The 21,498-nt window shown below is 66.2% G+C and carries 21 protein-coding genes and 1 tRNA gene; 17 read left to right on the plus strand and 5 right to left on the minus strand.

What is annotated here, in order from left to right; translation table 11 throughout:
* Nucleotides 1-11 precede the first annotated feature (11 nt).
* Entirely contained in the window at nucleotides 12-812 is an 801-nt protein-coding gene (locus tag ACH438_RS39590; RefSeq protein WP_397015119.1) for an NAD-dependent epimerase/dehydratase family protein, read from the plus strand.
* Between the two features lie 12 nt (nucleotides 813-824).
* Here ACH438_RS39590 and ACH438_RS39595 read toward each other — a convergent pair whose 3' ends face one another.
* On the minus strand, nucleotides 825-2,129 hold the full coding sequence (locus ACH438_RS39595) for a glycoside hydrolase family 1 protein (RefSeq protein WP_397015121.1): 1,305 nt from the start codon (nucleotides 2,127-2,129) through the stop codon (nucleotides 825-827).
* 122 nt (nucleotides 2,130-2,251) lie between these two features.
* Between ACH438_RS39595 and ACH438_RS39600 the strand changes: the two genes are divergently transcribed.
* Entirely contained in the window at nucleotides 2,252-3,253 is a 1,002-nt protein-coding gene (locus ACH438_RS39600; protein WP_397015123.1) for a LacI family DNA-binding transcriptional regulator, read from the plus strand.
* Here the strand turns inward: ACH438_RS39600 and ACH438_RS39605 are convergent, their stop codons facing one another.
* Both ACH438_RS39605 and sigI read right to left on the minus strand, forming a co-directional pair.
* A complete protein-coding gene (locus ACH438_RS39605) occupies nucleotides 3,254-4,102 on the minus strand; it encodes a hypothetical protein (RefSeq protein WP_397015125.1) in 849 nt (282 codons plus the stop codon).
* Between the two features lie 34 nt (nucleotides 4,103-4,136).
* Nucleotides 4,137-5,006: an RNA polymerase sigma factor SigI gene (sigI, locus tag ACH438_RS39610; protein WP_397015127.1), complete on the minus strand. Its 870-nt coding sequence runs from the start codon at nucleotides 5,004-5,006 to the stop codon at nucleotides 4,137-4,139.
* 194 nt (nucleotides 5,007-5,200) lie between these two features.
* Between sigI and ACH438_RS39615 the strand changes: the two genes are divergently transcribed.
* The 3 genes from ACH438_RS39615 to ACH438_RS39625 all read left to right on the plus strand — a co-directional run bounded on the left by ACH438_RS39615 (nucleotide 5,201) and on the right by ACH438_RS39625 (nucleotide 7,152).
* Nucleotides 5,201-6,001 carry a VOC family protein gene (locus ACH438_RS39615; RefSeq protein ID WP_397015129.1) on the plus strand — a complete coding sequence of 267 codons (801 nt, stop codon included), beginning with the start codon at nucleotides 5,201-5,203 and terminating at the stop codon, nucleotides 5,999-6,001.
* A gap of 18 nt (nucleotides 6,002-6,019) precedes the next feature.
* The gene (locus ACH438_RS39620) at nucleotides 6,020-6,664 is read left to right on the plus strand and encodes a cyclase family protein (protein ID WP_397015131.1); all 645 of its coding nucleotides are present in this window, start codon (nucleotides 6,020-6,022) and stop codon (nucleotides 6,662-6,664) included.
* A gap of 200 nt (nucleotides 6,665-6,864) precedes the next feature.
* Entirely contained in the window at nucleotides 6,865-7,152 is a 288-nt protein-coding gene (locus tag ACH438_RS39625; RefSeq protein WP_397015133.1) for a hypothetical protein, read from the plus strand.
* A gap of 97 nt (nucleotides 7,153-7,249) precedes the next feature.
* Here ACH438_RS39625 and ACH438_RS39630 read toward each other — a convergent pair whose 3' ends face one another.
* Together ACH438_RS39630 and ACH438_RS39635 are read right to left on the minus strand one after the other, a co-directional pair.
* A complete protein-coding gene (locus tag ACH438_RS39630) occupies nucleotides 7,250-8,179 on the minus strand; it encodes a 2-deoxy-5-keto-D-gluconate 6-phosphate aldolase domain-containing protein (RefSeq protein WP_397015135.1) in 930 nt (309 codons plus the stop codon).
* Nucleotides 8,180-8,222: 43 nt separating this feature from the next.
* Nucleotides 8,223-9,437 (minus strand): Ig-like domain-containing protein, encoded by a 1,215-nt coding sequence (locus tag ACH438_RS39635; protein WP_397015137.1) that lies wholly within the window; start codon nucleotides 9,435-9,437, stop codon nucleotides 8,223-8,225.
* 237 nt (nucleotides 9,438-9,674) lie between these two features.
* Between ACH438_RS39635 and ACH438_RS39640 the strand changes: the two genes are divergently transcribed.
* The 12 genes from ACH438_RS39640 to ACH438_RS39695 all read left to right on the plus strand — a co-directional run bounded on the left by ACH438_RS39640 (nucleotide 9,675) and on the right by ACH438_RS39695 (nucleotide 21,456).
* A tRNA-Lys gene (locus ACH438_RS39640) sits at nucleotides 9,675-9,750 on the plus strand.
* 178 nt (nucleotides 9,751-9,928) lie between these two features.
* Complete coding sequence (locus ACH438_RS39645) at nucleotides 9,929-10,300, plus strand: hypothetical protein (RefSeq protein WP_397015139.1); 372 nt, start codon at nucleotides 9,929-9,931, stop codon at nucleotides 10,298-10,300.
* Nucleotides 10,297-11,322, plus strand: coding sequence for a tyrosine-type recombinase/integrase (locus ACH438_RS39650; protein WP_397015141.1), 1,026 nt, complete (start codon nucleotides 10,297-10,299; stop codon nucleotides 11,320-11,322). The genes ACH438_RS39645 and ACH438_RS39650 overlap by 4 nt, the downstream gene beginning before the upstream one ends.
* A gap of 86 nt (nucleotides 11,323-11,408) precedes the next feature.
* Nucleotides 11,409-12,356: a DUF2637 domain-containing protein gene (locus ACH438_RS39655; RefSeq protein WP_397015143.1), complete on the plus strand. Its 948-nt coding sequence runs from the start codon at nucleotides 11,409-11,411 to the stop codon at nucleotides 12,354-12,356.
* A 985-nt stretch (nucleotides 12,357-13,341) separates the two neighbouring features.
* Nucleotides 13,342-14,442, plus strand: a complete 1,101-nt coding sequence (locus ACH438_RS39660; protein WP_397015145.1) for a DUF4192 domain-containing protein — start codon at nucleotides 13,342-13,344, stop codon at nucleotides 14,440-14,442.
* A gap of 68 nt (nucleotides 14,443-14,510) precedes the next feature.
* Nucleotides 14,511-15,374 (plus strand): DNA-processing protein DprA, encoded by an 864-nt coding sequence (dprA, locus tag ACH438_RS39665; RefSeq protein ID WP_397015147.1) that lies wholly within the window; start codon nucleotides 14,511-14,513, stop codon nucleotides 15,372-15,374.
* A gap of 382 nt (nucleotides 15,375-15,756) precedes the next feature.
* On the plus strand, nucleotides 15,757-16,458 hold the full coding sequence (locus ACH438_RS39670; RefSeq protein ID WP_397015149.1) for a hypothetical protein: 702 nt from the start codon (nucleotides 15,757-15,759) through the stop codon (nucleotides 16,456-16,458).
* A gap of 44 nt (nucleotides 16,459-16,502) precedes the next feature.
* Nucleotides 16,503-17,084 (plus strand): hypothetical protein, encoded by a 582-nt coding sequence (locus ACH438_RS39675; protein ID WP_397015151.1) that lies wholly within the window; start codon nucleotides 16,503-16,505, stop codon nucleotides 17,082-17,084.
* Between the two features lie 105 nt (nucleotides 17,085-17,189).
* Nucleotides 17,190-18,395, plus strand: coding sequence for a hypothetical protein (locus ACH438_RS39680; RefSeq protein WP_397015152.1), 1,206 nt, complete (start codon nucleotides 17,190-17,192; stop codon nucleotides 18,393-18,395).
* A gap of 57 nt (nucleotides 18,396-18,452) precedes the next feature.
* Complete coding sequence (locus ACH438_RS39685) at nucleotides 18,453-18,662, plus strand: hypothetical protein (RefSeq protein ID WP_397015154.1); 210 nt, start codon at nucleotides 18,453-18,455, stop codon at nucleotides 18,660-18,662.
* 147 nt (nucleotides 18,663-18,809) lie between these two features.
* The gene (locus tag ACH438_RS39690) at nucleotides 18,810-20,528 is read left to right on the plus strand and encodes a ParB/RepB/Spo0J family partition protein (protein WP_397015155.1); all 1,719 of its coding nucleotides are present in this window, start codon (nucleotides 18,810-18,812) and stop codon (nucleotides 20,526-20,528) included.
* A gap of 79 nt (nucleotides 20,529-20,607) precedes the next feature.
* Nucleotides 20,608-21,456 carry a bifunctional DNA primase/polymerase gene (locus tag ACH438_RS39695; RefSeq protein ID WP_397015157.1) on the plus strand — a complete coding sequence of 283 codons (849 nt, stop codon included), beginning with the start codon at nucleotides 20,608-20,610 and terminating at the stop codon, nucleotides 21,454-21,456.
* Nucleotides 21,457-21,498 lie beyond the last annotated feature (42 nt).

Here is a 21,498-nt window from a genome sequence, read left to right on the forward strand (position 1 = left end):
GAGTCCCGCCCATGCCCGAACACCGTGTCCTCATCACCGGCGCCGCCGGAGCCGTAGGAAAACTCCTGCGTCCCCGGCTGATTCGGGACGACCGCATCCTGCGACTGCTCGACGTGCAACCGATAGCGGCCGCCGTACCCGGTGAGCGCGTGGAAATCGTGCCCGGCTCGGTGACCGACCCCGCCTCCATGACCGCCGCCTGCCGCGACGTCGATGCCATCATCCACCTCGGCGGACTCAGCCGGGAAGACGACTGGGAACGGCTGCTCGCCATCAATATCGACGGCACCCGCACGATCCTGGAAGCCGCGCGCACCGCGGGCGTACCACGCGTCGTGCTCGCCTCCAGCAATCACGCCGCCGGGTTCCGCCACATCGGCGAGGCCGGCCCCGGCGGCCTGCCCGCCGACAGCAACCCCCGGCCCGACACCTACTACGGCGTGAGCAAGGCCGCCATGGAAGCCCTTGGCAGCCTGTACCACTCACGCTTCGGCATGGACGTGACATGCTTGCGCATCGGCAGCTGCTTCGAACGGCCCGCCGACGTCCGGCAACTCTCGCTGTGGCTGTCCCCCGACGACTGCGCCCGCCTCATCGAATGCTGCCTCGCCACAACCGAACCCGCCTATCGCGTGCTCTGGGGCGTCTCGGCGAACACCCGTGCAGTCGTCTCCCCCGGCGCAGCGGAGGCCATCGGCTACAAGAGCCTCGACGACGCCGAACGCTTCGCCGCCGACCTGCCCGGCACCCTCCCGGACCTGCTGGGCGGCGAATTCTGCACCACCCCATTGGGACGACCCGGCCCTATGTGAAACGTCCGGTACTCAGCGCACTGGCCCGGTCACGGGCTGGGTGCAGCTGATCGGCGGGTCCACCAGGGAGCACGAGGTGGTCGGATGCGACAGCCGGTAGTCGGCGGGCACGCCATTGGCCGCGGTGATGTCACGGTAGGCGTCGACCGCGTCGGTGGGCTTGCGGGTCAAGGTGGGGTCGGTCAGTACGTCTACCGTGTACAGGCCGAATCGCGGTGTGTAGGAGCCCCATTCGTAGTTGTCGGTGAGGCTCCAGTAGTTGTAGCCCATGACGTTCATGCCGTCGGCCTTCGCGCGTTGCAGCCAGTAGACGGTGTCGCGGAGGTCGTCCGCGCGCGTCCAGCCGTCGGCGCGGGGCTGCCCGTTCTCGGTGGGCATGCCGTTCTCCACGATGTAGAGCGGCTTGCCGGGGAAACGTTGCGCGTAATGCCGCAGCGCGTAGTAGATCCCCTCCGGCTGTAGCGAATTGCGCCAGGGCTCGTTCTTCAGGGCATCGGCGTTCGGCGGGTTGCCGTAGTAGTAGTCGATGCCGATGTAGTCGAGTTTCGCGGCGACCCGGTCCTCGAAGGGCAGGGCGGCAACCGATTCGAGGCCGGGCATGTAGGCGACATTGCTGGTCACCATCGCGCCGCGCTGCACGGCGTGGATGTAGTCGTAGATGGCATCGTGCGCGGCGACGAGCCGGTCCTGCATGGCAGGGATATCGGCGGGCCCGAGATCGCCGTGCGAGAGCTCGAGCAGCGGGTAGCCGACGGGCTCGTTGATGGTGACCCAGAGCGGGTCGGCGGCGGCGTAGCGGTCGACGACGTGCCTGGCGTCGGCCACCCAGTCGTCGACCATGGCCGGGTTCTTCCAGCCGCCGCGATCGACCTCCCAGCCCGGGTACACCCAGTGATCGAGGGTGATCATCGGCCGCATGCCCGCGGCTTTCACTGCCGCGATCACATTGTCGTAGAAGGCGAAATCCGCGTCGTTCCAGACGCCCGGATGCGGTTGCACGCGCGCCCATTCGACGCTGATCCGGTAGACCTTGACGCCGAGGTTCTTCGCCAGCGCGATGTCGTCGCGGTAGCGGTGGTAGAAGTCGACGGAATCGCGGTAGGGGTCGGCGGTCTTGCCCGCGGCGGCGTACCGGCTCCAATTGCTGTCGGGTGCACTACCTTCGCTCTGGAAGCCGGAGGCGGCCACGCCCCACAGGAAGTCGTCGCCGAGCGCGGGCACGCCCGGATCGGCCGCGGCGAGGCCGGGCCCGGTGAGCGCCGCGGTCATGGCGAACGCCACCGCGGCCATACCCGCGGCGAGCGAGCGAACACCCATGTTCATCCCATCTGTCGAATCCGGAGTACATCGAAGCGCCGCACTTGCGCGCGCAAGTCGTCTCGATAGTAGCGGCGGAAAGGACGCCGGAAGAGTGAAGAGTCTCTGAGAGAATTCGCGGCATGGGGACGAAGCGGATCACCGCCGCCGATATCGCGCGCTCGCTCGGGGTCTCGCGCGCCACGGTCGGCTACGTCCTCAACGACACGCCCGGCCAGAAGATCTCCGAGGCGACCCGCGGCCGCGTCCTGGCCGAGGCCGCCCGGCTCGGCTACCGGCCCAACCTCACCGCCCGCGCCCTGGCCGGCGGCCGCAGCCCGTTCGTCCTCCTCGTCGTCCCCGACTGGCCGCTCACCTCGTTCAGCATGGGCAGCGGGCTGAACGCCGCGAGCCAGGTCATCGACCAGGCCGGATACTGCCCGATCACCTACACCTTCCACCCCGGCGAACGCACCCGGCGGGCCTGGGAGTCACTGGATCCGGCGGTCGTCATCTGCATCGGACTGTTCCAGCCGGACGAGATAGCCACCATGCGCGAATGGGGAATCGGGCCGATCGTCCCGGATCCCCAGCATCAACAGCTGGCGCCGGATACCCCGGCCATCGAGGACACCGTCGGCGCGCAGGTCGACCACCTCTACGAACTGGGCCATCGGCGGCTCGCGGTGGCCGGTCCGGCACAGCCGGACCTCGCCGCCCTGGGCGCCAACCGGGCCCGCGCGGTGACACACCGCGCCGCGCAGCTCGGATTACCGGCGCCCGATATTCGCGCCGTGGACCATCGGGACGGCTCGGCCGCCGCGGCCGTCACCGCGTGGCGGGCGGTGGGCGTGACCGGCGTGGTCTGCTACAACGACGACATCGCGGCCGCCGTGGTGGGCGCGGCCCTGGATACCGGATCGGCTGTGCCCCGGGATCTTTCGGTCATCGGCCACGACAATTCGCCACTGGCGGAACTGTTCCGGCCCGCGATCACCAGTGTCGACTTCGATATCGCCGGGCTGGCAACGTATCTGGCGCGGCTGGCCCTGCACAAGGCCGACGGCCGGGATCTCCCGGACGGTACGCCCGGGATCACCCCCATCCTGACGCGACGCGATACCACCGGGCCCGCACCGTCCTGATCACCGGTGCATCGAGCCCGAGCTCAGGAAGTAGTCGTGGCCTTGCGCATCGATGCCGGTCATGATCGACGCCAACTGCTGCCCGTCACCGGCTATCGACCAGAACGACATGCTCGCCGCACCGCACACCTGGTGTGCCGGAGCGAGTTCCGCGGTATTGCCGTGCGCGGCCAAGGTCCAGTCGCAGCCGTCGTCGGTGCGGGCGACGAGACGATCGCCCGCGGTCGCGGTCAGGGTCACCGTGCCGCTCTTCGGCTGGAAGCCCGGAGTGGTGAGGTTGTTCAGGTAGAGCGGATTCGTCGCGTCATAAGCCCAAGTGCCGGTGAGGGATCGGGCCGCCTCGCCCGGATCGGCGGCAGCGGCGCGGGTGCGTTTGCCGTCGGCCAGCACGAAATCGAAAGTGCCGTAGGGCAGATAGCTGTTCGCACGGATCACTTCCTGCTCGCGATCACCCTGCACGGTCACATGCCAGTAGTAGATGTTGTACCCGGAGCCGATGACATTGTTGTAGCAGTACTGGTCCGTCGAGGTCAGGTCCAGGCCGTCGCCGGACGGGCGGAAATGCCAGGTGCAGCCCTGATCGGTGTGGCCGGTGAGGTCACCGTTCGCCGCACGTTCGAAATCCACGGTGCCGATCTGCGGATAGGTCAGCGGATTCAGGCCGAACTTGCCGGCCGTCGCGATATTCGTGGAATCGGCGCGATCGGGCTGATCGTAATTCCACACGCCGAGATAGGGATCGGCGGAATCGGCGGTGGCCATGGGCATCCCGTGCACGAGGCAGGCCGCCGCGGCCACCGTCATCAATCCGATTGCCTTGAATCGCTGGGTAATTCGTGTGAGTTTCATACTTCAAGGACGAGACCGCTCCCCGAAAAGTTACTCAAAGGTCGATGCTCGCTTCGATTTTCACGATCCGATCGCCGTCGATGGTCAGCACGAACACAGCGAACAGCACCCGGTCCCGATACAGCAGTACCGCGGGCCTGCCCAGCGCCGCATGCGTGACCATGGTGACCGCCGGTGCGCTGAACCGGGCCATATTGGCGGCCACCATTTCCGCGCCCCGGCTGGGTATCGCTTCGATGGCCGAACCGGGCGGGAAGGTGGCGACGCCCCACACGTCCGGATCGAGAACGGCCAGTAGCCCTTCCAGGTCACCCAGGGCGCAGGCGGCCATGAATCGTTCGGTCACGGCGCGATGCTCGTCGGGCAGCACCACGCCCTCGGACCGGTGGGCCTCCGACATCTTCTGCCGCGCCCGGCGAGCCAGCTGGCGGCAGGTGCCGACCGGGCGGCCCAGGGTGTCGGCGACGACGTCGAAGGGCACCGCGAAGACGTCGTGCAGGACGAGGGCGATGCGCTCGGCGGGTGCGAGCCGTTCCAGTAGCCGGTAGAGCGCCAGCTGCACTTCCTCGTCCAGGGTGATGCGGTCGGCGGGGTCGACGGGGGCCGAACCGGTCAGTGGCACAGCGGAAATCAGCTCGACCGGATCGTTCGGGCGTTCGCGCCGGGCGCGTGCGCTGCGCAGGTGGTCGAGGCACAGCCGGCTGGTGACCACGGTGAGCCAGGCGCGTTCGTCGTCGATCTCGCCGGGGCGGGTGCGGGCCAGGCGGGTGAAGACCTCCTGGGCGACGTCCTCGGCGTCCCCGATATCGCCGAGCAGGCGGAAGGCGAGGTCGACCACGTAGGGGCGGTTGGCGCGCCAGCTGCTGTCGAAGCGGTTGTCCGGTGCGTGCTCGTCGGTGCTCATGCGGGTGTCCCGGGGTTGTCGGTGTTCATGAAGATACGACGGGGCGGGGCGGTGGAAAGTTACGCGGCGGAAGTCGGCGGTGCGCACGCGCTCTCGGGAATCGGAACATTCCAGGTACCGGACCGAACGGTCTGTGATTAGCTGGGCATACGCCACCGGCATCCCTCCCGTGCCCGACACGACAGGAGACCACCATGCCCACCCGCGATTCCGCCTGGCCACAGGGCACACCCTGCTGGGTCGACTGCTCGGTCGACGATCCCGCCGAGGCCCGCGCGTACTACGCCGAACTCCTGGGCTGGGACATTCTCGACAGCCCGCCCGAAGCCGGCGGCTACCTCATGGCCATGCTCGACGGCCACCCCGCCGCGGGCATCGGACCCAAGATGGGCGACGTGGCCATGCCCTCGGTCTGGACCACCTACCTCGCCGCCGACGACGCCGACGCGGTCGCCGGAGCCATCACCGCCGCCGGTGGCGCGGTCTTCATGCCGCCCTTCGACGTCATGGACGTGGGCCGTATGTGCGTCGCCGCCGACCCCGCGGGCGCGGTCTTCGGCCTCTGGCAAGCCAAGGCGCACAAGGGCGCCGGTGTGTTCAACCAGCCCGGCGCGTACTGCTGGAACGAACTGCACACCACCGAGTACTCGCCCGCCCAGGACTTCTATCGGCAGGTATTCGGCTGGTCCTTCCAGGAGATCGGCGACGGCGAGAACTTCATCTACTCGACTTTCGCGCTGCCCGGCGCGAACCAGCCCTCGGGCGGCCTGATGGACACCACCCCGCTGCCCGGCGATATGCCGCCCAACTGGCTCACCTGGTTCCAGGTCGGCAATACCGACACCACGCTGGCCCGGGCCGCGCGGCTCGGCTCGACCACCCTGATGGGACCCGACGACAGTCCGTTCGGCCGGATGGCCGTCATCCAGGCGCCACAGGGCGAGGTCTTCGGCATTCTCGACCCGAATGTCACCATCGGCGCCCCGCCCGAGTAGTCGGGTTACGCTGACGGCGTGCGCATCATCGACCTGTCGGTGCCACTCCGGACCGGGATGCCCATCTACCCCGGCGATCCGGAGGTGACCATCCAGCCCGCGCTGCGCGTGGCGGTGGACGGCGTCAATGTGCTGCGCCTGCATCTGGGTTCGCAGACCGGCACCCACGTGGACGCCCCCGCGCACATCGACGATGCCCTGCCTGCCCTCGACGCGCTGCCGCTGGAACGATTCCTCGGGCCCGCGGTGGTGGTGGACGCCCGGGACGTGGCGGCCGGAAACGGCATCGGGCGAGAGCATTTCGAGGGCCGGGTCACAGCCGGGCAGATCGTGCTGATCGACACCGGCTGGTCGGCACACTGGGGCACGGACACGTACTTCACACATCCGTATCTCACGCCCGAAGCCGCGCGATATCTCGTGGATGCCGGAGTGCGGACCGTCGGCATCGACGGGTTGAGCGTGGATCCCGCACTCGCGGAGGAGATTCCGGTGCATCGCATCCTGTGCGGGGCGCACGCGGTGATCGCGGAGAACCTCACCGGACTGGACGAGGTGCTGGCCGCGCAGCAGGCCGGAGAGCGTATCGAGGCCATGCTGCTGCCGCTTTCACTGCCGGGAGCGGACGGCGCGCCCGTGCGGGCGATCGCCCGGATCGGCTGATCGAGGGCCGCTGATTCCTCGGGAACCGCTCTCATTCAGAAGTAACTGAAACATCACTATGTACGATTTTGTGGCGTATCGCACTCGATCTTCGTAGACTGCATAGCGATACTCGGGGGAAGTCGGGGCCCCTGGTCCGTGCTCGACCAGAAAGTCATCTCGTGAAACGTTGCGCCGCAACCGCTTTACTCGCCACCGCCATGGTTTCGGCTGTGCCGGCCGTGGCCTCCGCAGACATCGTGTTGCAGGATGCGCCGCACGCCACGTCGACATCGACGGCCGACTCGAGTGATCCCATGCAGACCTGGGCCGGGTCCTCCGGATCTTCCACCTTGTCCTCCAACGCCGTCCTCGGCTACGCGGGCGGCTCGGCCACCACCGGCTCGGCCGGGACGAAGGGGCTGTGCGCGGTGACCGGTAGCGCCTGGGCCCTGGCCGGATACGCGGGGCTGGGCTGCAGCCCGACCGGGCCCGGAACCATCGGCTGACAACGCGCGATCCGCGCTCGAGCACGACGGAGGGGCACCAGCGATCACGCTGGTGCCCCTCCGTTCTGCATATGCGGCCCAGCTGTCTCGATGCGGCTCAGCTCAGCCAGTGCGCGGCGAATCCCGAATAGCGGGCGGCGATTTCATTGCGGGCGGCGGCCGCCGCGGCGGCGCCGTGGTCGGACGCCTCGTAGTCGCGCACGACCTCTTCCCAGATACTGCGGCCGATCGCGAAGCCGACGAAGGCCGGGACCTGCACCGCCACATCGATCCAATGGTCGAGTCGTTCGGTCGGCGCATCCCGGCCCAGCACGATCAGGTCGGTGCTCCGGCCACCCGCCTTCGCCTGATCCGCCACGTGGCGCGCGCCGTCGACGGTTTCGAAGCCCTCGACCTTCCACAGCTCGGGCTCGATACCCGCCGCCTGATTGTCCGAAATCACCTGCGCCACCAGGCCGGGACGAATATCACGGTCGTAGACCCCGGTATCGCCGCCGACCCCGGCGAGCTGCGCGTCGGTGGCGGGGACCAGCAGTTCGTACAGCAGTGGGACACCGATCTTCTGCAGTCCGCCGCCGACGTTCGCGAGATCGGCGAGCTGTTGCTCACGCTCTTTGGCATCGAAGTCCGGGTTGTCGCGCACCAGCACCTTGGCGTAGGCGGGCCGGATCCGCTCGACATGCTCCAGCCAGCTGTCGCCGTACTGCAACGTGAACCACGGATGCCCGCTCGCCTCCACCGGCACCGCCAGCACCACCGGCGTCGTGGTCTGCTCGACCGTGTCGATGACCGCCTGCCCGTACAGCTCGTCCACGAGCACGCCGGGCCGGCCGCTGCTCAGCGGGCCGACCTCGTTCAGCCCGTCGAAGATCAGCTGTTTGGCCGCCCGCATCGCGGCGGTCTGCGCCGCGGTCGGCCGATCGCCGACGACGCCGAACAGCGTCTTGCCGAACGATTCTCGATGGTCCATCGCCAGGATGAGCAGCGGATCGTCATGCTTCGGTCGCCAGGCTGCCGCGGCTGTCATACGTCCCGACGCTACGCCTGGCTCCGATCCGCAACAAGAACCGTCACGCGCTGGCGTTTCCGGCCTTCCACTGCTCCCACGGAATGTTCCAGTCGCCCAGGCCGTCCACTCCGGACAGGGTCGGGCCCACCGTGTTCTTGATGACGGTGACGTCGCCGCGCTTCACGTTGTCGTACACCCATTTGGCATCTGCCGGACTGAGATTCAGGCAGCCGTGACTGGTGTTCGAGTAGCCCTGCTGCCCCACCGACCACGGCGCGGAATGAAAGAAGATGCCGGAGTAGGAGATTCGGGTCGCCCAGTCGACGGGGGTGCGGTAGCCGCCGGGCGCGTTCACGGCGACGCCGTAGGTGGAGGAATCCATGATGATCTTGTCGAACTTGTCGCCGACGAGATAGATGCCGTTGTAGGTCGGCGTGGAATCCTTGCCCATGGAGGTCGGCATGGTCTTGATCACCTCGCCGTTGCGTTCCACCGTCACCATTTTGGTGCTGTCGTCGGCGGTGAAGACGGTCGCATCGCCGACGGTGAAACTCGAGGTGATGTCACTGTCGCCGACCAGTCCGTTGCCCAGATCCTTGCCGTAGGCGCCCACCGCGATATCGACCTTGGTGCCCGGCGCCCAGTAATGCTCGGGCCGCCAGCGCACTTCACGATTGTTGACCCAGTAGAACGCGCCCTCCACCGGCGGATTGGTGGTGATCTTGATCGCAGCCTGCGCGGCATGACGGTCCGGAATGTTCTCGTCGAACTGCACCGCCACCGGCTGCCCGATACCGACGACCTCGTTCTCCGCGGGCAACAGATACGGATGCGTGCGATTGTCCGGCGAAATTGTGGTGAAGCTCATGGTGGAGTTGCCGGCGCCGCCAAGACCGATGGCTTCGACACTCAACTTGTAGGTCCGCCCGAACCCGAGCTGCTCGGTCAGCGTCCAGGAGCCGCCGTCCTCGGCGATGGTCCCCGCCACCGGCTTCCCGTCCGGATTGGTCAGCGCCACCTTGGTGATCAGCCCGTCCTCGACGCGTAAGGACAGATCAGTGGGCGACACCCCCTTATCACCGTCTCTGACCGGCGAAATCAGCTTCGGTTTGATGAGCTCCCCGACCGGATTGGAATCGATCGCCACCCCGGCGGAATCCTGCTTCCCGCCCGCGGAGCACCCCGCCACCGCGAGCACGGACAGCACCGCCAGGGAAACCGTCCACCGTGCCGAATGGTTCCGAACCACTCGACGCCAACCCAGACCATCGCTCATCGCAACCCCACTCTTCATGTCTCGTGCGCGGCAAACCGTCCTGCCCCTCGACAGAGGCCTCGCACCTTCATCCTCACCCGCCCGCACGGTGTTACCACCTGGCACCAATCCTCCCATCCCCAACAAACCCCCAGCTAGACGGCACGATTTCACATTCCCCACACATCCCTGTTAATGTTCTTTCCGCACCGCAGAGCGGCCGGAACCGAAAGGGACCAGCCACCCGGCGAGCGAAATGCGCCATTAGCTCAATTGGCAGAGCAGCTGACTCTTAATCAGCGGGTTCGGGGTTCGAGTCCCTGATGGCGCACCATTTCTCTACTCACGAGAAGAACAACCGTGTTCCGTGCTCTTGTGCACTTGAACACGCTCCGGATACCGCTCCCAGCAGCGGCTTTCACACATCGGCGCAGGTCAATACTGTTCCGCCGATCGTCCCACTCTCCTCACCCGAGTCGGTCGTCGTCCCGCGCCGCGCACGGCTCGAGGCGATGCCGCCGACTTCCTACAGCCGGATCCGTGTGGTCTTCGGATCGGTGCTGCTGAATCACGCCGGTCGGCTCGCGGAGCAGGCGGTCCTCAATTCGCTGGCCTGGCCACCAGGGACACCGATCGATATTGAGCTCGCCCTCCCCGGTGTGCTCGTCGTCACGGGAGCGGCGGACGGTGCATACGCCATCGCCCGCAACGGCCAGTTGCCGATTCCCGCTCCACTCCGTCGGCAGGCACGCCTGCCCATCGGCCACCGGGTGCTGCTGGCCGCGCATCCGGATCAGAATCGGCTGATCATCGTCTGCCAGATCGCTTTGGACGCCCTCGTCACCGATCTCCGCACCGTAATCGACGGGGGTGAGACCCGATGACGACGAGCGCTCAGGCCGTCAGCGAGGCCGAAATCGACGCCGCCCGCACCCTGCTTGCTCGGATGGGGATCACCCCAGCCGACCTGCTCGACATTCGCCCGGCCGCCCCCACCTTCGCCGAATACATCCCAGTCGTGCGAGACCGGGTGACCTCGCAGGGGACCCTGAAGACCTACAACACCCACTGGAAGACCCTCGAACGTGAATGGGGCCCACGCCCCATCAACGACCCGACCGTCGGGGAGATCACCGACATGCGAGATGCGGCACGGCGCAATGCCAAACGTGACCGCAACACCCGTGACGGCCGCGGGGCCGCCGAGGCCATGATCAGCGCTTTGCGGTTCCTCTACAGGCATGCGGAGAACGACGGACTGATCCGGACGGGCGACAATCCCGCGAAGCGGGTTCCCAAGCCCCGTCGTGTCCCGTCCACCAGGCGAGGATTGCCCCTGAGCCAGGTCGCCGAGATCGCGCAAGTCTCCGCGACGACCGGCAACGACCCGGACCTGGACACGCTACTGCTGCGGCTCCACTCGGAAACCGCCTGCCGCCGTGGCGGAGCGCTGGCTCTGCGACCGGAGGATCTGGACGTACAGCAATGCCTGATCTTTTTGCGGGAGAAGGGCAAAGTCTCCCGCTGGCAACCTGTTTCCCCGACGCTCATGGCAAACCTGCTGCACCATGCCGAAACCCGTGGCGCGCAACCTGGCGAACAGCTACTTCGATACCGCAGCGGCAAACCGATCACCCGCCGCCGCTACGACGGCCTGTGGACTCGCATCGGATACGAGCTGCCTTGGGTGGAGAAACAACAGATCAGCACGCACTGGCTGCGACACACAACGCTGACCTGGGTCGAGCGCACCTTCGGATACGCCATCGCGCGCGCCTACGCCGGCCACGCCGAGAGCAAATCCGACGGATCCACCGCAACTTACGTTCGTGCCCAGATCGAAGAAGTCGCACTCGCACTGGCGACCCTCACCGGCGAACCGCACCCACTCGCTGCTGCTGCCTGATCGAAACCTGCACCCGGCCGCACCATCCCGTCGTCGGTGCTGGCTGCGGCCGGGTCTTCCGCCCATCTCACATGGAGCCATCTGTCATGCCCCTTATCGAGAAACTCGTGCGCACGCCCGATGTTGCGCACGCTTCGACCGCACCGGCTCGATCAGAACATCGCCCATCCACTGCAATCCGCTTCTTCTGGTGCGTGCTGGCTGCGTCAGTCACGGTGAGCATCACCGGCAACGCCACTCATGCTGTACTGCACGCCAACTCCATGCCGGTCGTGGCCGCTGCCGTGGCGATCGTGCCACCGTTCGCGCTGCTGGCGGCGGTGCACGGCGTCACGATGATGCTGCGTGCGCACGCCCGATCCAGGATCATCCACCAGCTCACCACCTTTATGACGGTGCTAATCGCAGCCGGAGCATTTCGGTTATCCTTCACCGCCCTGCGCGATCTCGCGATCATGGCCGGAATCGCAGAGCGGGAAGCCTGGATCTGGCCAGTCATCATCGAAGGCTCGATGGCCCAAGCGACCCTTGCGCTCCTGGCCATCGCGCACACGCCGACCACCTGTGCGCACCCCACTTCCGCAGTGCGAACACCGCCTGGCGCTGCTGCACCGCAGGCAACCTTCTCGGCTCAATCCGACTGTGGCCCTGCGCCCGACGCCAATGCATGCGCTTCCGAAGCCTGTACGCGAGACGAATCTTTCCTTAACGCTGAGCCCTGGATGCAGGTTGCGAGGCTCGTATGTGCGGGCGATCCTGCCCGCCGCCGTGACCCCGCAGTGGTGGCCCAAGTCCTCACCCGTCATCACGATGATGGGAGGAACCCCTCACAGATCGCTCGCGAGATGAATCGAAGCCGCTCAAGTGTCAGCCGGATCATCAGCCAGTCACGCCAGCTACTGACCAGCCCGGCATTGAGATGGGCAATGGACCCCACGTGCGTGGATCCGCAGAACATCCCGGATCCTGCTCTACAGCAACAAAACTCGGTCCCGTCTGCGCAAGAATCATCCTCGCAGAGCCACATCGGGTGAATCCGCACCATCGATCGGGAGTCCAGACGGCATCCCAATCAACTGTCAGTCTGTTCGGCTAGGTGCAGAACAGGGCAAAGAGACTGGCTTCGAGTGAAATTCATCGCAAACCGAGGAGTCGGTTCCCTGCTCGTTTGCTATGCAATCCGTGAGGTTATCAGGGGTAACTCGGGTAACCCCGCTGATCACAGCACATCGAGAGAGCAACCCTGAAGTTGGTGTATAACGGGGACGGTGTGTATGGTTTGTACGGCAGCCACTTTCATGGCCAGTTTGTCATGCCTATGATCGCATCATGCAACTCCTGCACTCGGCGGTCAGCTCCACTGCCCTCCCAGTCTTCAGCGTATGGATCTATTGCGACGGTCCAATGCGAGTTGCTGCCCAATCAGTAGCGCTCTTTCATCCCGATCCGCAACGCCGTGAAGAGGCGCGTCAGCTACTTAGGACCCTACGTAGGCCGCCGCGTCCTGCCCTGAAATGAATGTGCCCCGACATATCCAGAAGGGCGACATCCGACACTGCTACGCTTCCGCCGTCGGTGGTCCCACACATAAGTGATCCGCATAGGCCGACACCGCTGAGAAAGGCCCCGGCTGACAGATTCGTCTGTCAGCCGGGGCCTTTCGTGTTTCTGAGCCACTGCTGATCTCGCGGTTCTGTTTCATTCTCAACATCGACATTCATGCCTGCACTTCCGACAAGAGTTCATGACTTAAACCGGTTGGGCGATGTCGCCGCGTGGCCTTCGGGGCGGTGGGCGGGCGCACGCTACACCGGCGGCGAGGGCGGTCAAGCCGCACCTGCCGACGACAGACGTACCGACGGTCTGAGAGTGCCAGGGCTGGTGAGTTTCTCGGCTTGACCGCCCCCTTGCCGCCGGTGTCGACGCGTTGCGCCCACCGCCCCGAAGGCGCAACGCGGACACCTGAAATCGAGGGTGTCTCCCTGCGCTGATCGGGCTTATCCCGTTGAGGAGTAGTCCATGTCGTCCGAAGCTGTGCTCAAGGAACCGGATCAATTCATCGCCGCTGTGCCCGCGATGCTGGGATTCACCCCGGAGCGGTCATTGGTCGTTGCCATGTTGCGGAAGGCCCCTGACCAGACACACGATGTCCATGTTGTTGTTCGTCTCGATCTGCCACCGGCCGGTCAGTATTCCGAAGTTCTGCAACATATTACGCGGATCTGCCGAACGTCCGATGCGGTTGCGGCGCTGGTGGTGATTGTGGATGACCATCGCTCGCGCTCTCGTAGCGGGCATCCTGTCGGCTCTGCCGGGCATCGACGGCTGGTCGAGGTGTTGCGTCAGGGCCTGGCCGAATCCGATGTCGCACTCACCGGAGCGTGGGCGGTGCGGGCGATCGAGAAGGACGCCGAGTGGTGGAATGTCGAATCACCAGAGTGCCGGGGCCTCCTGCTTGATCCGTCGGCGTCGCTGGTAGCTGCCCGGCATGTCTTCGATGGTCGTGTATTGCGTTCATCGCGCAGTGAGCTGGTCGATTCGATCGCTGTCGACGAGGCGATGCGCGAAGAGGTCACAGCTCATTTGCCAGTCGCTGCGACCGATGCAGCGCGGCGGCTGACTCGCGCGCTCCAGATCGACAATCCCGATGCCTACCTTCGAATGACGGTCTGGCAAGTGATGTCGGTCATCACCCAGGTTCGTGACGGGGCCAAGATCTCTGCGAGCACGACCGCCGAAGTTGCTGTCGCGCTGCGGGATAAGTGTGTCCGCGACATCATGTTGGGCGTCGCGGGCGGTGCATACGCCGAGGCGGCCGAGCGCCTGTGGACTGTTCTGACCCGTGCACTGCCCGCCCCGGACCGAGCCGAGGCCGCGACCCTGCTTGCATTCAATGCGTATCTGCGTGGCGACGGCCCGTTGGCCGGAATCGCCATCGACCAGGCTCTGGCCTCCGATCCCGAGCACCGGATGGCCTACCTCCTCGACTTCGGCTTCCGGTCCGCGATGGTCCCGGCCCGCTTGAAAAAGCTGGTCGATTCCGGCATCGCCGCGGCTGCCGGTTTGCGTGTCGATATCGGTGCCACCACAACCGATTCCGGCGTGACGGTGACGCGATGAGCGTTGATCGTCTGGCATGGGCATTGCATTCCCGCGCGGCAGCAGGACCGTGCGAGACACTGGCAACCTTGATCGGTCAGATTGGGCCCACCCGCGCGGCGCTGATGGTGCAGTCCGGTGATCCGGCGGTGGATCAGGCTGTCCTCGATCGGGGTGCTGGTGGGCTGAAGGCCGCAGCGCGCGATCTCGACCTGGTCGAGCGTCTCGGGGGCCGACTGGTGACTCCCGAGGATGATGAATGGCCCCACGAACTGTTGGAGTGCCTGCCGTCAGGTTCGGACAACGTCGGTGATATTGCACCAGTGGCGTTGTGGGTGCGCGGGAACCGGTCCTTGAAAGAAGTCACCTGTCGTGCGGTCGCTGTGATCGGAGCACGAGCCAGCACCGAGTACGGCAATCATGTCGCCACCGAGATCGCCGGTGACCTTGCACGTTCGGGATGGACCGTCGTGGCTGGCGCAGCGTTCGGCATCGACGCCGCGGCGCACAGGGCTGCGATAGGCGTCGGAGGGATAACGGTGGCGGTGATGGCGTGCGGGCTCGACCGCCCGTACCCGCCCGCGCACGATCGCCTGCTGGAGGCAATTGCCGACGATGGGCTGGTCGTCACCGAGTACCCGCCTGGCACACCGGTATCACGGCAGACGTTCTTGGACCGCAACCGGCTGGTCGCGGCGTTGTCGCAGGCGTCGGTCGCGGTGGAAGCCGGTGTCCGATCCGGGACGGCCTCCACTCTGCGCTGGGCCGGACGTTTCGGCCGGGAGGTGTTCGCCGTTCCCGGTCCTGTCACCTCCGCGGCGTCGAGGGGTTGTCACCGATTCATCGCCGATGGCGAGGCCGCGTTGGCTACGTGCGCCGAAGACATCCGGCGGGTTCTGGCCGAACCAGCGTGGATTCGCACGGTGCCGGTTCCCGCCAACGTCGGCGAGTAGCGGAATCGGTTCTCTACGTCTGAGTTTCGCCTCGTGCGGGGTGGTCGGTGGGGCGGGCGCACGCTACACCGGCGGCGCGGACGGTCAAGCCGCACCGCGCCCCGCACTAGCGGGCACGAACCGTCACCTTCGTGGCACGCATCGTCGGCGGAACGGCTTGACCGTCCTTTCCGCCGCCGGTGTCTGCGTGTAGCGCCCCACCGACCACACCCGCCCGACAGCGGCCAGTCCTGAACAGGGCGGCGGTCGTGGCCGGTCCGGGGCGCTGCGTCGTCGGTTGGCGTGGGCATGTCGTCGTGGCCCGCGCCAACCGATCTCCATCCTTCACCGCTCCGGCTCGCCGCACCTGGCGTCCCCTCGCCTCACCCAAGGAGTTTTCTCTATGTCGGGCTATCGAAATCATCAGGGCAGCACCGTAATCGTCTCTCGCGAAGGTTCGATCCTGCACGTCACGGTGTCGCGGGCGATCGATGATCCGCCCGTTTCACACGCCAGTTGGTCGGCTCAGCTCGCCGCGGCAGCACGGCGAGAGCTCGGCCATCCCGCGCAGCGTTTGCCTTCGGGGTCCACCGCCGTGCGTGATTCGTCCGGGGCGCACCGGCAAATGCGGTCCGCGGCCTATCTCATCGATTCCGCGTTCACCATCTGTGATCGCGGCGACGAGTTGCATGTCACGGTGTCCGGGCCACTCACCGCCGACGGCGCTCAGGCGATGTCGGACCGGCTTCCGCTCGACTTCGAGGTGCGCCGCCACCGGGGTGGATGGTGGCTCACACGCGCAGACCAGTACCTGCGGAAGCTCGCTGTCGGCGTGAAAGTCGTTGTGTCACTGCCGCCGCGGTGCGAATTGGCCGAGCACTTCGGTCAAGGGGTCCCGGCCACGACCCGCATCACAGTCCGCGGATCGATGGCCCCGTTCCTCACCGTCGCCTACGCCTGCACCGCGCACGCGCCAGCGCCGCAACAGATCCTCGCTCACAACCACGCGCACGGCGAAACGGTCGATTCGATCCAGATCATCGATCTGCCCTCCGGCGAGCCGGTCGCGTCCCGGACACCCGAACTGGCCGCAGCACCACAGTGATCGATCACGCGAAATCACCACTAGAAGAAGGGATTCCATCCATCATGTCCACTCCTTCCTTCGACGAGGAGAGCTACGAGAACTCCTCCGAGCACGGGTCCTACTACACCTTCGAACCCACTGGCGAGGTGCCCGTCGGCGGACGAGTGTTCGTCGACATGGCCGAGCACATCTTGCCGACCGAGGACGGGCAGCAGCGTCGGCCCAAGGTCGTGTTCCGGTTTCTCGGGTTGTCGGTCCACGGCCGCTGGCTGGGCGAGCCGGTCGCCACTGCGGCCTTCTACCCCCGGTGGAGTGATCATCCGTCTGGGATCTCGATGCTCAGTCTCGGCGAACCCGGGCACCTGGTCATCGACCTCGGTCGGCTACTCACTGATCATCCCACTCACGTCCAGCAGGCGGTCGAGACAGTGGTGGGCGCGTTGGCTCACCTGTTCCTCACCGACCTGCGCGTGGCGCGCTATCGACAGGACAAATGTGCGCGGCGCTGTGAAAGCGCGTCTCGTGCACACGAATTGGCGGGGATTCGCAAGGACGTCACGGGTCTGCGCTACCGCCGCGCTCGCCTGGCGGCCGAGGAAGCGGATGCGTTGCTCGCCGCCGTCCGAACCAAGCCCGGTTCGTGACCGTCCACTGCTGCGACCGCCCCCTGGGCTGCTCTCGCCCCCTGTGTTCTCCAGTCTCGTTGAAAGGAACTAGTTCTCATGTCACTCGACTCGTATGCCCGTCATTTGTCGTTGCAAAAGTTGGTGCCGTTGCTGCAGGAGCAGCAGGCGGCCAAGGTCGATGTCGTCGCCTCCGCGGCCGCGATCCGCGCCCGTGAGGGGATGATCGAGCTGTTCGGTGTCACCCCGGTCGTCGACGAGCGTGGTGTCACCGTCGTCGACGGCCTGTATCGCCCGAGTGGTGCCGCGGACGCACAGATCGCCGACAAGCTCGGTATCCCGGTGCGCTACCTGCGCCGACTCCGCGAGCGCGACCGTTTGGACCTCTACGACGGCAACGTCAACGGCTGGCTGCACGGCCCGACCGAGACCGATTTGCCCGAGCCCGATGATCGGTCGTTTCTGTTGCGATTGTTCACCCCACCCGGGGCCGGGCAGCCCGGGGTGCTGCGGGCGGTGGTGTCGGACCGGTACGGGATCATCGACAACCTCGATGTCCTGACCGCCGTGCTCGAAGGCATCCATGATGCCGGCGCGGACACCGAGATCCGGGCCTGCGATCTGACCGATTCCACCATGCACGCCAAGGTGTACTCCCCGCAGATGTCGGCGCTCGCGCCGCGGTTCCTCGCCAACTACCGCAGCGCGTTCTCCAACCCGAACCTGGAGGCCGAACGTCGCCGTGTCGCAGGTGATCTCGACCGCTGGCGTCCGATCGCCGCCCGCGAGGGCAAGGGATACACCCCTGGGTCCGAGCCGGTGGTGTTCGCCGGATTCCGGTTCAGCAACGACGAAACCGGCCACCACGCGGTCCGTCTCACTCCGGAGCTGGTGGTGCAGATCTGCGGCAACGGGCTGACCATTCCGATGTTCGCCCATACCCACCGCCACGTCGGTGAACGCCTGGACACCGGGACCGTGTCGTGGTCGCAGGACACACTTCGCAAGAAGCTCGCGGTCATCACCGCCGAAACCCGTGACCGGGTCGCGGAATGGCTCTCACCGGAGTTCTTCGCGGCCCGCGTCGAGGAGCTGGAACAGGCCGCCGGCGCTCCGGTCACCCAACCGGACAAGACCATGGAGGTGCTGGCCAAACGACTCGGGTTCAGCGACACCGAACGCGCCGGGATCCTCTCGCACTTCATCTCCGGCGGGCAGCTCACTGCCGCCGGGATCGCCAACGCGGTCACCAGCTACTCCCAAACCATCCCCGACCCCGACCGCGCCAACGCACTCGACGACCTCGCCTACCAGGCCATGACCCTGGCTTGACCTCGAACACACAGCATCACAGCGCAATTCGCACCAATTCGACGGAGGTTCACTCCCATGATCGACACGTTGTCTCGCTCCGACTACGAGCATGAGCGGCACTTCGGATCTGCCGGACCCGTCTCCCAGCTCGACACGAAGACCATCGACGCCTGGCGTGCCAATGAGCCCGAGTGGACGGGCAAGTACTGGCTCTACGTCCGCGGTGACGACCGGGTCTGGTCCCTGCACCCGATCAACGTCAGCGCCCGCGACAAGACGAAGTAGCTGTATCCACAGTAATACTCGCGCTCAGCAGCCGGGATTCGCTGCCCAGCAACAGGATTCGACGACCTTAACCTTCTCCGCTCTCAGGCGGGCACCGGGCCATCCGCTGGCCGGTGCCCGCCTCTCGCGTTTTCGACAGGAGTTCTGATGACCACCACCGCAATCGAAACCACCGATATCCCCGCCGAACCCGATACCGGGAGTCCCGCCACCGGTATCGCACCGGAGGTCAGTGCGGAGGCCCTGTATTTGCCTCCGAAAACGCTGGTCATTGACGAGAATGTGCGCAAGTCCTTTGACTTGGATGATTTTCCCGAGGTCAAGGCGTCGATTCAGCGCGGGGTCGAGATCCCGATCATCGCGCACCGTGAATCCGACGGAACCATCACCGTGGTCGACGGCCAGATCCGCACCCTGGTCGCGATCGAGCTGAAAGTCAAGACGGTGCCCGTGTGGGTGACACCGGCACCGCAGGCCGATCCGGCCGAACGCGAGATCCGCCGCACCTCACAGCAGATCAGGATCAACGATCACCGGATCGCGCTCACGGACGGTGACCGTGCCGCGGGCATGGCGCGTATGTTCGACTTCGGCGCCTCGCTGACCCGTATCGGCGAGGAGATCGGGCAGCGACGCGAGCAGGTCAAGCTCGCGGTCACGGTCGGACGCAGCCAGACCGCCTGCGCCGCCGTCGATGCCCACCAGCTCGATTTCGAGCAGGCCGCTGTGCTTGCGGTGTACGAGAACGCCGGTGATACCGACGCGGTGGCGCGTCTCCTGGCCGCACCGCGAGCGATGTTCACCTATCACGTCAAACGCATCGCCGCCGAGCGTGACGAATCCCGCGACCGGTTCCGCGAATCCCTCGCCTATGCCGCCGAGGGCTTCGGCGTGCACAGCAACGCCCCCCGTGAGGATGACGGATTCATCGCCGCCGACTTGCTGAGGACCAGCGACGGCGAGCAGATCAGCGTCGCCCAGATCCATGCCACGCCTGCACTGTGGACTATCTACTGCCAGCCCACCGAGGTCGAGGTGCTCATCGACCGCGACACCGGCGAGGTTGTTGACCCCGACAGCATCGACCCCGCCACCAAGGGTCACCCGAATGCCGCTGCTGCTCAAGGGCTTCGCCATGCCGACAGTGTCGACACCGGATATCTGTGGGCACCGGAGTACTACCTGCGCACCGACCGACTTGGGGAGTCCGGATATCGCCCCGCCGGCGACTTCGCCGAACCAGCCGCAGAAGAACCCCTTGTACCCCACGCCCGGCAGGAGATCGACGCGCGGCCCGGTCCGGGCAAACCGGCCGAGCCTGAAGATCCCGATATCGTCGAAGCCCGCCGCCGTGATGCGGCGGAGCGAGCGGCTGCGGCTCAGGCGGCTGCGGAAGAGGCTCGGGCGCGCGAGGCCGAGGCCAAGCATCGCCGCGACGAACTGAACAAGCAGGGCCACGCCGCGCTCGGGGCTCGCCGCGAATTCCTCATCAAGTTCCTGTCCCGCAAAACAGCGCCGCCTGTGGCGGTTTGGGCATTTGTTGCGCACGCGCTCGCCGAGAAGCCCGATCTGCTGCTCGGCCCCGACGCCGACCGTCTCGCTTACGGTCTGCTCGGCCTGAAGGCCGGAAAGAGCGCTGTGCTCACGTCGATCGAGTCGGCCAAGCCCCCACGGTGCCAGGTGATCGTGCTGGCGCTGGTATTGGGCGCCTACGAGGCCCGGACCACCAAAAACGCCTGGCAGTACCGCGACACCGAGGTGGCCGGCTATCTGCATTTCCTCGCCTCGCTCGGCCACACTCTCACCCCGATCGAGCAAGCCTCCGCCGGTGACCTCGATCCCGACAGTATCGACATCAACTCCTGATATCACCCTTCCCCTCCCGCGCCGGGTCGGACCCCTGATGTGTCCGGCCCGGCGCGACTCGCATACGTAGGAGTTTCCGTTGTCTACCAACAGATTCCGTGACGCCGCCTATGCTGCGGCCGCTCGCGGTTGGATGGTTTTCCCTTTGCGGCCCGGCTCCAAACGGCCCGCCATCGACGCGTGGCCCGACCGGGCCACCACCGATCACAAGTGCATCGCCCGATGGTGGGCAGAGAACCCCGCATCGAACGTGGCCATCGCAACAGGCCCGAGTGGACTGCACGTGCTCGATCTCGACACCCACCACGGTCGAAGCGGCGCCGACAGCCTCTACCGGCTCGCCGACAATGCGGCGGCGCGGGCCTCGCTGCTCACCTTTGCCGTATCGACGCCATCGAACGGCCGTCACCTCTACTACCGCGTCCCCGACGACGTGCACCTGCCCAACACTGCTTCTCGTCTCGGCCCCGGGATCGACTCACGCGGGCACGGCGGCTACATCGTGGCCGCGGGATCACGAATCGGACCAAAGTCCTACCGCATCGTGTCTGCCCGCCCACCGCTCGCACTCCCCAACTGGCTGCTGGAACTGCTTGCGCCACAGCCGCTCTCCCCATCCCCCGCGACATCGGACCCGCCACACAGTCCCAGCGCCTACCTCAACGCCATCGTCGCCGCCGAAACCCACAAGGTCACAACTGCGGAGCCAGGCGTCCGCAATATCACCTTGTTCCGGGCCGCGTTCACCCTCGGCCGGCTGGTCAGCGGCGGAGAGCTCGACGAACGCTCGACCCGCGACGCGCTGATCGCTGCGGCGCAGGGCCACATCGGAATTCAGGAGTTCACCGCCCGCGAGATGCATCGCGCCATCGCCAGCGGCCTCCTCATCGGCGCCAACAGACCCCGCCGTCTCACCCGACCGCAGTGATTCTCGACGCCGCCCTTCATTTCCACCCTCTTGCTTCCGCTT

Source organism: Nocardia sp. NPDC020380 (genome assembly GCF_044386975.1).
GTDB lineage: Bacteria > Actinomycetota > Actinomycetes > Mycobacteriales > Mycobacteriaceae > Nocardia.

Bases quoted from the DNA above. Each gene is read 5' to 3' on its own strand.
- ACH438_RS39590 (WP_397015119.1), top strand. From the start codon at position 12: ATGCCCGAACACCGTGTCCTCATCACCGGCGCCGCCGGAGCCGTAGGA.
- ACH438_RS39595 (WP_397015121.1), bottom strand. From the start codon at position 2,129: ATGGGTGTTCGCTCGCTCGCCGCGGGTATGGCCGCGGTGGCGTTCGCC.
- ACH438_RS39600 (WP_397015123.1), top strand. From the start codon at position 2,252: ATGGGGACGAAGCGGATCACCGCCGCCGATATCGCGCGCTCGCTCGGG.
- ACH438_RS39605 (WP_397015125.1), bottom strand. From the start codon at position 4,102: ATGAAACTCACACGAATTACCCAGCGATTCAAGGCAATCGGATTGATG.
- sigI (WP_397015127.1), bottom strand. From the start codon at position 5,006: ATGAGCACCGACGAGCACGCACCGGACAACCGCTTCGACAGCAGCTGG.
- ACH438_RS39615 (WP_397015129.1), top strand. From the start codon at position 5,201: ATGCCCACCCGCGATTCCGCCTGGCCACAGGGCACACCCTGCTGGGTC.
- ACH438_RS39625 (WP_397015133.1), top strand. From the start codon at position 6,865: ATGGTTTCGGCTGTGCCGGCCGTGGCCTCCGCAGACATCGTGTTGCAG.
- ACH438_RS39630 (WP_397015135.1), bottom strand. From the start codon at position 8,179: ATGACAGCCGCGGCAGCCTGGCGACCGAAGCATGACGATCCGCTGCTC.
- ACH438_RS39635 (WP_397015137.1), bottom strand. From the start codon at position 9,437: ATGAGCGATGGTCTGGGTTGGCGTCGAGTGGTTCGGAACCATTCGGCA.
- ACH438_RS39645 (WP_397015139.1), top strand. From the start codon at position 9,929: ATGCCGCCGACTTCCTACAGCCGGATCCGTGTGGTCTTCGGATCGGTG.
- ACH438_RS39650 (WP_397015141.1), top strand. From the start codon at position 10,297: ATGACGACGAGCGCTCAGGCCGTCAGCGAGGCCGAAATCGACGCCGCC.
- ACH438_RS39655 (WP_397015143.1), top strand. From the start codon at position 11,409: ATGCCCCTTATCGAGAAACTCGTGCGCACGCCCGATGTTGCGCACGCT.
- ACH438_RS39660 (WP_397015145.1), top strand. From the start codon at position 13,342: ATGTCGTCCGAAGCTGTGCTCAAGGAACCGGATCAATTCATCGCCGCT.
- ACH438_RS39670 (WP_397015149.1), top strand. From the start codon at position 15,757: ATGTCGGGCTATCGAAATCATCAGGGCAGCACCGTAATCGTCTCTCGC.
- ACH438_RS39675 (WP_397015151.1), top strand. From the start codon at position 16,503: ATGTCCACTCCTTCCTTCGACGAGGAGAGCTACGAGAACTCCTCCGAG.
- ACH438_RS39685 (WP_397015154.1), top strand. From the start codon at position 18,453: ATGATCGACACGTTGTCTCGCTCCGACTACGAGCATGAGCGGCACTTC.
- ACH438_RS39690 (WP_397015155.1), top strand. From the start codon at position 18,810: ATGACCACCACCGCAATCGAAACCACCGATATCCCCGCCGAACCCGAT.